This window comes from Kocuria sp. ZOR0020 (assembly GCF_000800955.1).
GTDB lineage: Bacteria > Actinomycetota > Actinomycetes > Actinomycetales > Micrococcaceae > Kocuria > Kocuria subflava.
In genome coordinates, this window is record NZ_JROX01000203.1 from 1 (window position 1) to 13,467 (window position 13,467).

The 13,467-nt window shown below is 65.3% G+C and carries 11 protein-coding genes and 1 pseudogene; 6 read left to right on the plus strand and 6 right to left on the minus strand.

Annotated elements, in window-relative coordinates:
• Window positions 1-23: 23 nt before the first annotated feature.
• The 4 genes from L979_RS11480 to L979_RS11495 form a co-directional block, all read right to left on the minus strand.
• On the minus strand, window positions 24-1,790 hold the full coding sequence (locus L979_RS11480) for a DUF885 domain-containing protein (protein ID WP_047692348.1): 1,767 nt from the start codon (window positions 1,788-1,790) through the stop codon (window positions 24-26).
• Between the two features lie 77 nt (window positions 1,791-1,867).
• On the minus strand, window positions 1,868-2,176 hold the full coding sequence (locus L979_RS11485) for an acyl-CoA carboxylase epsilon subunit (RefSeq protein ID WP_231559523.1): 309 nt from the start codon (window positions 2,174-2,176) through the stop codon (window positions 1,868-1,870).
• Entirely contained in the window at window positions 2,173-3,756 is a 1,584-nt protein-coding gene (locus tag L979_RS11490; protein ID WP_047692349.1) for an acyl-CoA carboxylase subunit beta, read from the minus strand. The genes L979_RS11485 and L979_RS11490 overlap by 4 nt, the downstream gene beginning before the upstream one ends.
• 118 nt (window positions 3,757-3,874) lie before the next feature.
• A complete protein-coding gene (locus L979_RS11495; RefSeq protein WP_047692350.1) occupies window positions 3,875-4,159 on the minus strand; it encodes a YciI family protein in 285 nt (94 codons plus the stop codon).
• A 177-nt stretch (window positions 4,160-4,336) separates the two neighbouring features.
• Between L979_RS11495 and L979_RS11500 the strand changes: the two genes are divergently transcribed.
• Genes L979_RS11500 through L979_RS11515 form a run of 4 tightly spaced genes read left to right on the plus strand, consistent with a single transcriptional unit; the run spans window position 4,337 to window position 8,158 of the window.
• On the plus strand, window positions 4,337-5,224 hold the full coding sequence (locus L979_RS11500; RefSeq protein ID WP_052209841.1) for a biotin--[acetyl-CoA-carboxylase] ligase: 888 nt from the start codon (window positions 4,337-4,339) through the stop codon (window positions 5,222-5,224).
• Window positions 5,221-5,781, plus strand: a complete 561-nt coding sequence (locus tag L979_RS11505; protein ID WP_052209842.1) for a hypothetical protein — start codon at window positions 5,221-5,223, stop codon at window positions 5,779-5,781. The genes L979_RS11500 and L979_RS11505 overlap by 4 nt, the downstream gene beginning before the upstream one ends.
• Window positions 5,778-7,067 (plus strand): adenylate/guanylate cyclase domain-containing protein, encoded by a 1,290-nt coding sequence (locus L979_RS11510; protein ID WP_081994399.1) that lies wholly within the window; start codon window positions 5,778-5,780, stop codon window positions 7,065-7,067. The genes L979_RS11505 and L979_RS11510 overlap by 4 nt, the downstream gene beginning before the upstream one ends.
• Entirely contained in the window at window positions 7,064-8,158 is a 1,095-nt protein-coding gene (locus L979_RS11515) for a PP2C family serine/threonine-protein phosphatase (protein WP_047692351.1), read from the plus strand. Before L979_RS11510 ends, L979_RS11515 begins: the two co-directional genes overlap by 4 nt.
• A gap of 104 nt (window positions 8,159-8,262) precedes the next feature.
• Here the strand turns inward: L979_RS11515 and L979_RS11520 are convergent, their stop codons facing one another.
• On the minus strand, window positions 8,263-10,377 hold the full coding sequence (locus L979_RS11520) for an acyl-CoA dehydrogenase (protein ID WP_369792996.1): 2,115 nt from the start codon (window positions 10,375-10,377) through the stop codon (window positions 8,263-8,265).
• Between the two features lie 49 nt (window positions 10,378-10,426).
• Window positions 10,427-11,158, minus strand: coding sequence for a TetR/AcrR family transcriptional regulator (locus tag L979_RS11525; protein ID WP_052209844.1), 732 nt, complete (start codon window positions 11,156-11,158; stop codon window positions 10,427-10,429).
• A gap of 91 nt (window positions 11,159-11,249) precedes the next feature.
• Here L979_RS11525 and L979_RS11530 point away from each other — a divergent pair, with 91 nt between their 5' ends.
• Window positions 11,250-12,665: an acetyl-CoA C-acetyltransferase gene (locus tag L979_RS11530; protein ID WP_081994405.1), complete on the plus strand. Its 1,416-nt coding sequence runs from the start codon at window positions 11,250-11,252 to the stop codon at window positions 12,663-12,665.
• 108 nt (window positions 12,666-12,773) lie between these two features.
• Window positions 12,774-13,467: pseudogene (locus tag L979_RS11535) on the plus strand (3-oxoacyl-ACP reductase); the annotation flags it as partial.

Here is a 13,467-nt window from a genome sequence, read left to right on the forward strand (position 1 = left end):
GTGGCGAGCCACAGCAGCCGGGATCAGGCAGGGCGCGCCAGGTCCAAGGCGTAGGCCAAGGTGTCCAGACCGGGTGAGCCCAGGGACAGAGCGTGGCGGTGGAACTCCCGCAGGGAGAACTGATCTGCCGTGGCCGCCCTCCACAGGTCCCGCTGTTGCTCCCAGACCCGCTGACCCAGTTGGTACACCGGTGCCTGCCCCGGCCAGCCCATGTAACGCATCCATTCAAAGCGCAGGGAGGCATCTCCCATCACGATGTTTTCCTTCAGGAATGCCCACCCGACCTCCGGGGACCACCGCCTGGCGCCTGCTGCCTGGCCCAGCAGGGGATCCAACTCGGTAGGAATCGGCAGGTCACAGTGGAACCCGATGTCAAAGACCACGCGTGCTGCACGCATGCGTTGGGCGTTGAGCATGCCCATCCGGTCCCCGGGATCCTGCAGAAACCCCAGATCGTCCATGAGCCGCTCGGCGTACAGCGCCCAGCCTTCCCCGTGACCCGGTACCCACAGCGCAATCCGCCGCCAACGGTTCAGGGTCTGGGCGGCGGCAATGGCCGTGGCGAACTGGAGATGGTGGCCGGGCACACCCTCGTGGTAGACCGTGGTGCGCTCACCCCAGGTCCGGAAGACCTCGGTCCCGGCAGGTACAGACCACCACATTCGTCCCGGGCGTTGGAAGTCCTCTGACGGCGGGGTGTAGTAGATGCCACCGTCCGTGGTGGGCGCAATCCTGGCCTCCAGGTGCTGCATGGGTTCCGGGATCTCAAAATGGGTGTCCGCCAAGGACTGGATGGCGTGTTCGCTAACACCTTGCATCCAGGAGATCAGCTCATGGCGCCCGTGCAGCTGCCGGTGGGGATCGGCATCCAGGGCATCCATGGCGGCCCGGATGTGATCATCACCGGCGTGCTCCGGGAGGATTTCCGATGCCGTCAAACGCATCTGCTCCGTCACGGCTCGCAGTTGCTGGGCACCCCAGCGGTAGCTTTCCTCAAGGTCCAGCTGGGCACCGCTGTGTTCCTGCAGGCGCAAAGCGTATTCGTGCCTCCCCACGGACATACCCTCCGGTGCTGCCTGCGCAATGGCACGCAACTCCTGCGCCAACCCCGTGTAGGCACGCCGGGCGGCATCCACCGCGGAGTGCAACTGCCTGCGCATGGTCTCCGGCAACTGCACCACGTGGGGCCGGTGGGTCAGCCCCATGAACGCCCCGTCCACGGAGGCGTAGTTCTCCGCCTGCTGGGCGGCATTGAGCAACTGGGGCCGGGCGGTGACCGGACCGTGCTCCTGCCGGTGACGCACCCCTGAGATCAGGCTGGTCACCGCACCGGGGACCTCCGCCAGCTGGGAGAGCACCACATGCCAGTCGTCGTCCGTGTTCTTGGGCAGGTTGTCAAAGGCCTCCCGGATCTTCTGCACGGGGGAGGAGATCCCGTTGATCCGCGCCCCACCCCAGCCGTTCTGGTACAGGGCGGTGGCCACTCCGATTCGTTCCCGTAGGGCATGGGCGGTGACGCGGTCGACGTCGTCCGTGGGTTGCGCCTGATCCAGATCCCGCAGGGTGGTGCGCAGCGCATCCTGTTCGGCCTCAAGGCCCTCCGGCCCAAAATCCGGATAGCCCCAGCCGTGTGTGGGCGCGTTGAGTTCAATGGCCCACGACGGATTGAGGGTCAGCAGACGGTCCAGGTGCGCATTGGCAATCTGGTCGATGGCCGAAGCCTCACGCGGGCCATGAGGAGTGCTGACAAGGGCGGAATCTGGTGTGGGGGCTCCGGTGGATCGACTCATGGTCCACTGACTTTAGCTGCTTGCCGCTGATTCAACGGTCGGCTTCAACGATCGGCAGCCGCAACGCTTCGGGTGAATCAGCGGAACGGCAAGGTGCGCCGCCATGCGCCCAGGCCGGGACGCAGGCGCAACCCGAGCCGCGCGCGGCGGTTCTGTGCACGCCTGGTGCCCGTGGTCTCCGCCTCTTGCGTCTCCGCAGCGGCGGCGACAATCACTGCCGTGACCGCAGCAACCTCCTCCGGCGTGGGGTTGCCGCCCACAAAGTGGACGGCGGAGTCCTCCGCATGCAGGTGTTCCGGCAGCTGGTGGTCACCATAGGGATTCACGACGTCGTTGCCGGCGCCGCTGTGGCCCTGCTGGCCAGGTTGCTGGTGCTGGGTGCTCACAGCGGAATGTTCCCGTGCTTCTTGGCAGGCGTGGAGGCCCGCTTCTCCCGCAGACCACGCAGTGCGCGGATGATGTTCTCCCGGGTTTCGGACGGGGCGATCACCGAGTCCACGTACCCGAGCTGGGTGGCCTGGTAGGGGTTGAGCAGCTGCTCCTCGTACTGCTTCACCAGCTCGGCGCGCTTGGCCTCGACGTCCTCACCCGCCTCCGCGGCAGCCTTCAAGTCACGGCGGTAGAGGATCTCCACCGCGCCCTGGGCGCCCATCACTCCGATCTGCGCCGTGGGCCAGGCCAGGTTGATGTCAGCACCCAGTTTTTTGGAGCCCATCACAATGTAGGCACCGCCGTAGGCCTTGCGGGTGATCAAGGTGATCAGCGGAACCGTGGCCTCCGCGTAGGCGTAGAGCAACTTGGCACCGCGGCGAATGATGCCGTTGAACTCCTGATCCGTTCCCGGCAGGAAGCCAGGCACATCCACCAGGGTCAGGATGGGAATGTTGAAGGCATCGCAGTGGCGCACAAACCGTGCGGCCTTCTCAGAGGCCGCAATGTCCAAGGTGCCTGCAAACTGCATGGGCTGATTGGCCACGATCCCCACGGTGTGACCTTCTACCCGGGCATAACCGATCATCACGTTGGGCGCGTAGAGGGCCTGCATCTCCAGAAAATGCCCCTCATCCACCACGGCCTCGATCACCGCGCGCATGTCATAAGGCTGGTTGGCTGAATCCGGGATCAAGGAATCCAGATCCAGGTCCTCGTCCGTGAGCTCGAATTCCTGGTCATGGTCCAACAAGGGCGGTTCGGTCAAGTTGTTGGAGGGCAGGAACTCCAGCAACTCACGCAGGAAGTCAATGGCATCGGATTCATCCGTGGCCAGGTAGGTGGCCGTTCCCGTGGTCTCGTTGTGCTGCCGGGCACCGCCCAGGGTCTCCATGTCCACGTCCTCACCCGTGACGGTCTTGATCACGTCCGGGCCGGTGATGAACATGTGGGAGGTCTCATCCACCATGATGATGTAGTCCGTCAGCGCCGGAGAGTACGCGGCACCACCGGCACAAGGGCCCATGATCAAGGAGATCTGCGGGACCACACCGGAGGAACGGACATTCATGTTGAAGATGTCCGCGAACATGGCCAGGGAGGCCACACCCTCCTGGATGCGCGCGCCACCGCCGTCGTTGATCCCGATCACCGGGCAACCGTTCTTCAACGCGAACTTCTGCACCTTGACGATCTTCTCGCCGTTGGCCTCGGACAAAGATCCGCCCAGGACGGCAAAGTCCTGGGAGTAGATGGCCACCAGGCGTCCGTCGATGGTGCCGTAACCGGCCACCACACCGTCACCGGGCATTTTCTTCTTGTCCATGCCGAATGCGGAGGTGCGGTGGACCCGCAAGGCATCCAACTCCACAAAGGAATCCTGGTCCAGCAACATTCCCACGCGCTCGCGGGCGGTGTTCTTGCCCCGGGAGTGCTGGCGCTCAATGGCGGCCTCACCAGCGGGGGCAAAGGACTGGTCCCGGCGGTCGCGGAAATCGGCAATCTTGCCAGCAGTTGTGGACAAGTCGTGGCTCATGGCACCTCGCAGCTCACCGGAGAAACATCAGTTCTCCGGGCACGGATCAGCGGTGGACCTGGCCAGTCTAGGGAAGTCTGCCGACCAGCTCCGTTGTGTGACTTCTACAAATTCTTGGTCACCGCACGCGGCCCACGGTGACCTTCCACGGGCGCACAGCACGTTCGGTGATGACTTCTTCGACCAGCAGGGGGTCAGGATCCAGGAGTTCCAACGCCTGCTCGGGGGAATCGGCCTCAATGATCAGCAGTGCACCGGCGGGGGCGTCGTCGTCGTAGGGGCCTGCGGCCAAGAGGAGACCAGCCACCTCCAGTTCGTTGAGGAACTGGCGGTGTGCGGGGCGGTGTTCGGCCAGGGCATCCGCTGAACCGCCGTAAACGTAGGTGACTGCGTGAAGGGACATCTGGATCCTTGTCAGGTGGGTGTGGTCAGTGGGGTGCCGGGCTGTCAGAGGTCACGTGCGGGCAATTCCTGGCCCGTTCAGGGGTCCGCCTGGGGCCACGGCTACTACTGTGGATGTGAAACACATCAACATCACGACGATAACCCCGCCCGCCCGGGCGCGGAAACAGGAGAGTGGATGACCCGCGCAGGTGGCGATGGCAGCAGGCAGGTTGCCCCAGGGCAACTGGCTCATGACCAGGCCTTGCACCGGGATCTGGAACAAATTCTGGGTGCGCCGGTGGTGATGCTTTCTGAGGTCGGGTCCACCAATCAGGAGTTGGCCGACCGTGCCCGTGACGCCGCGTTGCACGGGCAGACCCCGGAGGACCTGACGTTGGTTGCCACAGATTTCCAGAGCCAGGGTCGCGGTCGCCTGGACCGCACCTGGGTGGTGGAACCTGGCGAGGCCCTCACGTTCTCTCTGCTGTTGCGTCCCGCAGCCCCCAGCGGACAGCCCCTGCCCACCCAGAGCTTCGGATGGCTGACCATGCTGCTGAGCTGCGCAGTCGTCCAGGCCCTGGCCGATCACGGCGTGCAGGCGCAGGTGAAATGGCCCAATGACGTCCTGGTGGGCGATCGCAAGATGGTGGGTGTGCTGGCCTCCCTGGTGACTTTCGACCACCTCCCACCAGCAGTGGTGGTGGGAGCCGGGATCAACGTCAGCTCCACACACCTGCCGGTGGACACCGCAACATCCGTGGTGCTGGAAGGCGGCACCGGGGACCGGGCGCTTCTGCTGCGTGCCATGGTGAGCAGATTCCTGCCCATCTACCGCAGTTACTGCGCCGACCCCACCCAACTCACCCGGCCTGACGGAACCCTACGGGCCCTGGTGGAAGGCCTGCTGGGCACCCTGGGGCGCAGGGTTCGCGCCGAACTGCCCGGTGACCAGACTCCCCTGGAAGGTCAGGCAGTCGGCTTGGACGATCACGGCGCCTTGATCATTCGTGACGACGACGGCGCTCACCACCATCTCAACGCCGGAGACGTGATCCATCTGCGTCCCGTGCAGGAGGCGCGGTGAGCAAAAAGTTAGGCCTGGAATCAGGGGAGCACGTGGTGGTCTCCACCGTGGCTCACCCGTCCAAACTGCTGAAGCCTGCGGTGGTGCTGGTGCTTGCGGTCTTCACCCATGCCCTGCTGCAACGGATGTTGGAGGTGCGTTGGCGGCCCATGGATGACACCTGGCAAACGGTGCACTCGGTGTTGGGAACGGGATTGTCCCTGCTGTTGGTGTTGGTGATCGTTCTGGCGGTGGTGCGCCCGGTCATGCGTTGGGCACTGACCCGCTTGGTGTTGACCAACCGTCGTTTGATGCTGGTGGGCGGGGCCGCACCACGCGGGGGAGTGCGAATCCCGCTGCTGTGGTTGCAGCGGGTGGAAGCACGCCCCGGACGTGGCTTTCTGGGTAGTGCCGGGATCGGGATGTTGAGCGCCGATTTCGGGGCCTCCGGTGTCCTGCGCCTGAACCACGCGCCGCAGGTGGAACAGTTCGCCGGGCTCATCCAGGAAACTTGCGATGCTCAGCACCGCTTGGCCCAGGGCTACACCGGTGCCGGTGATTGGGGGAGGCCGTCATGACACCGTGGAGACCTTTTCAGCGTGACCGTGACGCCGATCCCGGCGCGGACACCGTGGGCCCGGAAAGCGTGGGCCCGGACAACGTGGGCCAGGATCAAGCAGGCCTGGATGAGGTGAGGCAGCAGCGGGAGCCGAGCGACGGCGTCGTGACCCAGCCTGAAATCGGACCCCAAACGGCGCAGATCAACCTGAACCTGCGCAATCCGGTGCAGGCCAACGTGTACGGATCGGAAGAATCCCGCCAGGCCTTCCATGACCTGGAGAATCTGCTGCTGGGCTCTGAACGTGACATGACCCGGCGGGAGGCTGCACACAGCGGTGGTTTGTCCCTGCTCAACGCCCGCAAGATCTGGCGAGCCATGGGCTTCCCCAATCTCACGGATGAAGAGGTGTATTTCACCGCCCGTGACGCCGAGGCCCTGCGGGACATCTCCGAATTGGTGATCAATGACGAGGTCACGGAGGAGGGTGCCCTGTCCCTGGTCCGTGCCATGGCGCAGATGACCGACCGCATGGTGGTGTGGCAGGTGGAAGCGCTGGTGGAGGACCTTGTGGTCAACGGTGAGCGCACGGACGCGCAAGCTCGCCGGGAACTGCTGAACCTTCTGCCCAGGCTCATGCCCACGCTGGAAAAGCTGCTGATCTATTCATGGCGGCGTCAACTCAACGCTGCCGTGCAACGGTTGGCCATGCGTCAGGAGCGCCCGGACGGTTCCACCGTGAGCGGTCTGCGTGATGCCGATGACGACGACGACTCCACGGACCTTCCGCTGGCTCGCGGCATTGGGTTCGCGGACATGGTGTCCTACACCTCGTTGTCCCGGCAGATGAACGAACGCACGTTGGCGGCACTGGTGCAGCGCTTTGAACAACGCTGTGCCGAGGTGATTGCCGTGGGTCGGGGTCGGCTGATCAAAACCATCGGTGACGAGGTCATGTTCATGGCCGAATCCCCGGAGGAGGGCGCGTTGATGGCGCTCGCGTTGGCGCGCATCATTCGTGATGATCCGGAACTTCCACAGTCCCGTGTTGCGTTCGTGTGGGGTCGTGTGTTGCCACGATTGGGTGACTTGTACGGTCCAACTGTTAATTTGGCTTCGCGGTTGGTTGCATTGACCCCGCCGGGCAGTGTGCTGGTGGATGCGTCCACGGCCTCAGTTCTGCGTGGGGATGACCGATTCGTGCTGACCCCCAAACAAACGCACAACGTGCGGGGCTTCGGTGACGTTCAGCCCGTGGAACTCTTGGAAGGACCCGGCCAACAACTTGAGGTGGATTACGCGTGAGCGTTGAACTGGTGATTCGCGCAGGAGCAGCCACGGACCGTGGTCTGCGGCGGGAAACCAACGAGGACTCCCTGGTGGTCACCCGCACCATGTGCGCGGTGGCCGATGGCATGGGCGGTCATGAGGCCGGCGAAGTGGCATCGGCCCTGGCCGTGCGGACCCTGGGCGGATCTCAGCTGTTCACGTCTCCGGACCCGTGGAGCGTGGAGGTTCCGGCCGAGCCCACGCCGTTGGACGACGTCGCCCGGTTCCGTGCCCGTGTGGAACGTGAGTTGAAACTCGATCCGGAAGTTCCGGATGCCACGTTGATGCTGCTGAGCAAGCTGCGTGCTGTTCTGGGTGCTGCGGACACGGCCATCCAGGAGCAGCTGGGAGGCCGGGCCGGTACCACCATCACCGGTGCCTGGCTGGTGGATGTTGAAGGCACCCGCCTGTGGTTGGTGTTCAACGTGGGCGACTCCCGGACCTACCGGTTGGTGCGCCCGCAGGGTGCCACGCCGGCCCCGGATCACGCGTCCGTGGCGCATCACCCCACCGGGGAGTTCACGGCCCATGTGGCGGATTCCCAGCCCGTTGAGCCTGCTCAGGAGCAGATCGCGGATGCCGACTCACCGGGTGTGGAGGTGGCCGCCACCTCGCCGTTGCCCGTGGCACCCACACCCAAGGACGGCCCGCAGCCGGAGGTCCAGCAGATCACGGTGGATCACTCCGAGGTGCAGTACCTGGTGTCCATCGGCCAGATCACTCCTGCCCAAGCCATGGTGCACCCGCGGCGCAACGTGATCACCCGCGCCCTGGGAACCGGTCAGGTGTGGGAACCGGACATCTGGGTGGTCCCCGCTGAGCCGGGGGACCGCCTGTTGTTGTGTTCAGACGGTTTGACCGGCGAGGTTGCCACCGCCCACATCGCTCGGGTCCTGCACTCGGTGCCGCACCCCAAGGAGGCAGCGGACGTTCTGGTCAACGCCGCTCTGCGCGCCGGGGGCCGGGACAACGTGACGGTGATTGTTGCCGATGCCGTGGCCTCCAGGCCTGCGGATGAGGACACCACCACGTTTGTGCCCATCGACATGCGTCACGACCTCGGCTGATTTTCTTCCCCCGAACGTGAGATCACCGGTTGGTGTTGAGATCACCCACAATTGCAGGTGATCTCAACACCAACCGGTGATCTCACGTCAGATGAGGGACGGCCTCAGGCCTTCTCGCTGCGCGGCCAACGCCCTGCGGCGCGTTCCGCAGCCACCCAGTCGGCTGCCTCCTGCTGACGCTTGGCCTCAGCACCGGTGGCGATCTCCGCCCGCAGATGCTCAGGAGCAAAGTCGAAGGCTTCGACCACATCCATGATGTGTGGGCGCAACCGGGTGACCAGGCGGTCCACGTAGGACTCCACCATGCGCCCGCGCATCAAGGACATCCGACCGTGGGACAGGTACCAGTCCAGGTCAGCCTCGATCACGGACAGGCCGAACAGATCGCGCAGCCACAGCAGCACCTGATGCGTTCCGGGATCCTCGACCTTCTCCAACGCCCGGGTGAAGGCCTCCCACTGCAACAGGTGGGCGTGGGCCTTGGCAGCCTCGATCAGGCGGTGCTGGTTGCGGTCAAAGGCTTCTGCCGTGGCCTCCGGGGAGCCCTTGCCGGCCCCGCGCATGTTCTCCGCGACCTCACCGATCATGGAGCGCACGCGGTCGGTCAGCAAGGTGCGCTGAGTCTCCGGGTCCCGCAAGGCATTGACGGAGCGGCGCGGATCCGCGGAGTCGCGGAAGACCTGGGACAGGCCCCGCAGACCGGAACGGTTCACGGCCGTTTCTGCCGCACGGTCGGCCACCCAACGCGCCATGACGCCCACGTCCATGCGAGCGAACTCCTTGGCGTGATCGCCCAGCAACCGCTTGGCCACCAGCTGCATCAACACGGTGTTGTCACCTTCAAAGGTGGCGTAGACGTCCATGTCATGGCGCAGGTCCGTGATCCGGTTGGCGGAGAGGAACCCGGCACCGCCGCAGGCCTCGCGGCATTCCTGCAGGGAGTCCAAGGCCAACCGGGTGGAGGTGGCCTTCATGGCCGCTGCCAGAGTTTCCAGGTCCTGACGGGCGTCGTCGTTGTCAGCGCGCCCGGAGAAGACGTCGTCGTAGGCCACCAGGAGCTCCTCGTGAGCGAATCCCGCGGCCAGCACGCGTGCCACGTACGGGAAGAGACGACGACGGTGGCGGGTGTAGTCCAGCAGCACTCGCTCGGGCTGACCCGGCACGGGGGCGAACTGGCGGCGTTCGTTGGCGTAGGTCAGGGCAATGGCCAGACCGGCCCGAGTGGCCACCACGGCGGAACCGTCCAGGGACACACGGCCCTGCACCAAGGTGCCCAGCATGGTGAAGAACCGGCGGCCGGGGGAGGAGATCGGGGAGGAGTAGGTGCCATCCGGCTCCACGTGACCGTAGCGGTCCAGCAAGTTCTCCCGGGGGACACGGACATGGGTGAAGCACAACCGTCCGTTGTCCACGCCGTTGAGGCCACCTTTGTAGCCGTCGTCCTCACCGGCGATTCCGGGAAGGAACTCGCCGTTCTCGTCCCGGATGGGCACGTAGAGCGCGTGCACACCGTGGTTGACACCGCCTGTGATCAGCTGGGCGAACACCACGGCCGCGCGTGCGTGAACGGCGGCATTGCCCAGGTAGTCCTTCCACGCAGCCCGGAACGGGGTGTGGATCTCGAACTCTTCCGTGGCGGGATCGTAGGTGGCGGTGGTGGCAATGGAGGCCACGTCAGAGCCGTGCCCGATCTCCGTCATGGCAAAAGAGCCGGGGATCCTCAGGGACCAGATGTCGGCCAGCCACTTGTTGTGATGGGTTTCGGTGCCCAGGTTCAGCACGGCGGAGCCGAACAGGCCCCACTGCACGCCGGCCTTGATCTGCAAGGAGGCATCGGCCAGGACGAACTCCTCAAAGGAGGCCACATAGGCTCCGGGCTGTCCGCCGCCACCTTGAGTGGTGGGCAGCCCGGCCATCACGGCATCACTGCCGGCCAACTGCTTGAGGGCCTCGAACGTGCGCTCGCGCTGTTCCTCCTTGGTGCGCCCGGGCACGTGGTGGAACTGGGGGTCCTTGATCAGTTCGCGTGATGCCGTGCGTTCTTCCGCATAGGAGCCCAGCAGCATCTCCCGCAGCAGGCTGGTGTCCAGGTGAACCTGGTCATGGGATTCGGCGGCGAATTCCTGATCCACGCTTTGGGTTTCCGTGGGTGTCTGGGAATTTGCGGCCCGGCGGCTGGGGCGGTTACGGGGTGAGGTGTTCGGCTGTGAGGTTGCCAAGGTGTCCTCCTGCTTGATGGTGGTTCAGATGGAAGTGCTGTGTTGTGCTCTAGCGGGGTTCTGGGGGCCGTGAGCCGCTGACCACCCAGGTGGTCACGGTCTCCACGAACTCCTCCAGACTGGGCCGCTCGGTTTCAGGTGCTGCGGATGTTTCCGGGGCGGCCGGTCCTGCAGCTTCGCGGGGCTGGGTGTCCGCACAGTTGCGGGGCAGCATCCAGGCTTCACCGGCGCCTCGGACCAGTCCCACGACGCCGGCTGCCCAGTACCGTGCGGTGGCTTCGGGGATGTGCAGCTCGGCCGGGGCGTGTTGCCGGTGGGCGTTGACCAACAGTTCGGCAACGGCCTGGCAGAACCGGTCCACGGGGCTCTCCTCCGCGGGTGCGTTCTCCGAAACCACGAACAGATACACCTCCGGGGAGTGCTCGATCTGTTCCAGGTACTGGGTGACCAGTGCCCTCACGGTTTCTTGGAAAGAGCCCGCTTCTGCCACGGCTTCTGCCATGCGGCGGCCCATGCGTGCCACCACGTATTCGCCGAGTTCGCGTTTGAGCCCGTCCTTGTCCTCGAAGTACCGGTAGAACACTGATTTCGAGGTCCGGCAGTGGGATGCGATCTCAGACATGGAGGCCGTGGCCCCGCATTCGGCAATCGCGGTCCGTGCCAGTTTCAGCAGCTCGGTTCGGCGCTTTTCACGGTGCAGGCGCCAGCGGCGCGATCGGCCGTCTGTGCGTTCCTTGGCATCGCGAGATCTGAGACCCAGCTGCGTGGTGGACGTGTTCACGATACCGAGAGTATCAGTTACTCTTAGAAAAAGTGATACCCGTCACCGGATCGATACTGGATCGGTCCCGTACCCCAAGGAGCCTCATTCCATGACTGCCCAGAACACCGCAGCTTCCCCCCAGAACCCTCGCCCGGAGTCGGGTGGAGCGGAGGTTTCCGCACCGTCGGAAGCCACCACGTCCAACCGCCCCCAGTCGCGCCAGCAGCAGACTGCCTGGGTGGTTGCGGGCAACCGCACCCCGTTCGCCCGCTCCGGTGGCCCGTACTCCAACACCTCCGTCCAGGAGCTGTTCACGGCAGCTCTGGACGGTTTGGTGGCACGCACCGGCATTGCCGGGCAGCGCCTGGGAGCAGTTGCCGGCGGTGCCGTGCTCAAGCAGCCCAAGGCCTTCAACCTGGTCCGTGAGTCCGTGCTGGGATCCGCGCTGGACCCGCACACCCCGGGTGTGGACGTGCAGCAGGCTTGTGCCACCGGGATGGAGACCACCTCCCTGATTGCCAACAAGATCCGTTGTGGTCAGATCGAGGTGGGCATTGCCGGTGGTGTGGATTCGGCATCGGATGCCCCGATCGTGGTGGGTGAAGGTCTGCGCAAGGTTCTGCTCAAGCTCAACCGAGCCAAGTCCCCCAAGGACAAGCTGATGGCACTGTCCAAGCTGCGCCCGGCCGACCTGGCCCCGGTGGCGCCTGGCGTGGCGGAGCCGCGTACGGGGCTGTCCATGGGTGAGCACCAGGCCATCACCACGGCCCGCTGGGGAATCACCCGGGAAGCCCAGGATGAAATTGCCGCCAACAGCCACCACAACCTGGCCAAGACCTGGGACTCGGGCTTCTTTGACGATCTGGTGACCCCGTTCCGTGGCGTCACCAAGGACACCAACCTGCGCCCTGACACCTCCGCGGAGAAGCTGGCGGGTCTTTCCCCGGTCTTCGGCAAGTCGTTGGAGGCTGAGGCCACCATGACCGCCGGTAACTCCACGCCGCTCACGGACGGTGCATCCGCCATCCTGATCGCCACGGAGCAGTGGGCCACCGAGCACAAGTTGCCCTTGTTGGCTGAGGTGGTGGACACCGAGTCGGCCGCCGTCGACTTCGTGGACGGGGAGGAGGGTCTGCTGATGGCACCCGCTTACGCCGCCCCGCGGCTTCTGGCTCGCAACGGTCTGACGTTGCAGGACATTGACCTGGTGGAGATCCACGAGGCCTTCGCCTCCACCGTGCTCACCATCCTGGCCGCCTGGGAGGACGCAGAGTTCTGCCGCGACCGCCTGGGCCTGGACGAGCCAGTGGGTTCCTTGGATCGAACCCGTTTGAACGTCCACGGTTCCTCACTTGCGGCAGGCCACCCGTTCGCCGCAACCGGAACCCGGATCGTGGCCACGTTGTCCAAGGAACTCAAGGCCCGCGCAGTCGCGCAGAATCGCCCGGTGACCGGTCTGATCTCCGTCTGCGCGGCTGGTGGCCAGGGTGCTGTGGCGCTGCTGCGCGCCTACCCGCAGTCCTGATTCCGGTCGCCCCGTCAACCTCACCATCTCGTCACGACGACGCCGCACAGCACCTGGGTCATCACCGCAACCGTGCAGCAGGAGTCGTCCGTGTGAAAGGACTTGTCCATGAGCCCGTCACTTCCCAACGTCACATCCAAGATCTGGCCGGGCACCGGCCCTGACGATGCCTACCTGGGTCTGGTTTCCCAGGGCCCCGGCCGCAAGGTGGCCACCACCTTGGGGTTGCCCGCACCGGTGGAGCTGCGCCGGCATGATCCTGCGCGCCCCACGGTGAGTGGGCCCGTGGTGGTCCTCTCGCCCACCTCGGGCGCGCGCGGACCGGGGGAAACGGCCGCCACTGAGGCGGATGACCTGGCCACCCACCTCCTGGGGCGCGGTCTGGAGGTGCACCGCCACGGGGATGATCTGCGAAAGGTCGGTGCCGTGGTGTTGTGCCTGACGGAGGTGCGTACACCCTCCGATCTGACGGCTCCAGCTCTTGAACTGGGTTCCGTGCTGCGCAAGTTGGCTCCGGGTGGACGAGTGATCACGGTCTCCCGCCCCGCCACGGGGGTGGCTCTGGGCTCAGCGGCCAATCTCCCCGCCTCCGGTGAGCCGCAGGATTACGCTGCCGTGTCACGTAACGCCGCCCGTCAAGGTGTGGTGGGATTCCTGCGCTCCGCGGCTCAGGAGATGCGCGGAGGTGCCACGGCCAACGGCATCGTGGTGGCCGATGGCGTGAGCGTGACCGCGCCGTCAGTTGCCGGCAGCCTGGACTTCCTGCTCTCAGGCCGCAGTGCGTTCGTGGACGGCCAGTTCC

Bases quoted from the DNA above. Each gene is read 5' to 3' on its own strand.
- L979_RS11480 (WP_047692348.1), bottom strand. From the start codon at position 1,790: ATGAGTCGATCCACCGGAGCCCCCACACCAGATTCCGCCCTTGTCAGC.
- L979_RS11490 (WP_047692349.1), bottom strand. From the start codon at position 3,756: ATGAGCCACGACTTGTCCACAACTGCTGGCAAGATTGCCGATTTCCGC.
- L979_RS11495 (WP_047692350.1), bottom strand. From the start codon at position 4,159: ATGTCCCTTCACGCAGTCACCTACGTTTACGGCGGTTCAGCGGATGCC.
- L979_RS11500 (WP_052209841.1), top strand. From the start codon at position 4,337: ATGACCCGCGCAGGTGGCGATGGCAGCAGGCAGGTTGCCCCAGGGCAA.
- L979_RS11510 (WP_081994399.1), top strand. From the start codon at position 5,778: ATGACACCGTGGAGACCTTTTCAGCGTGACCGTGACGCCGATCCCGGC.
- L979_RS11530 (WP_081994405.1), top strand. From the start codon at position 11,250: ATGACTGCCCAGAACACCGCAGCTTCCCCCCAGAACCCTCGCCCGGAG.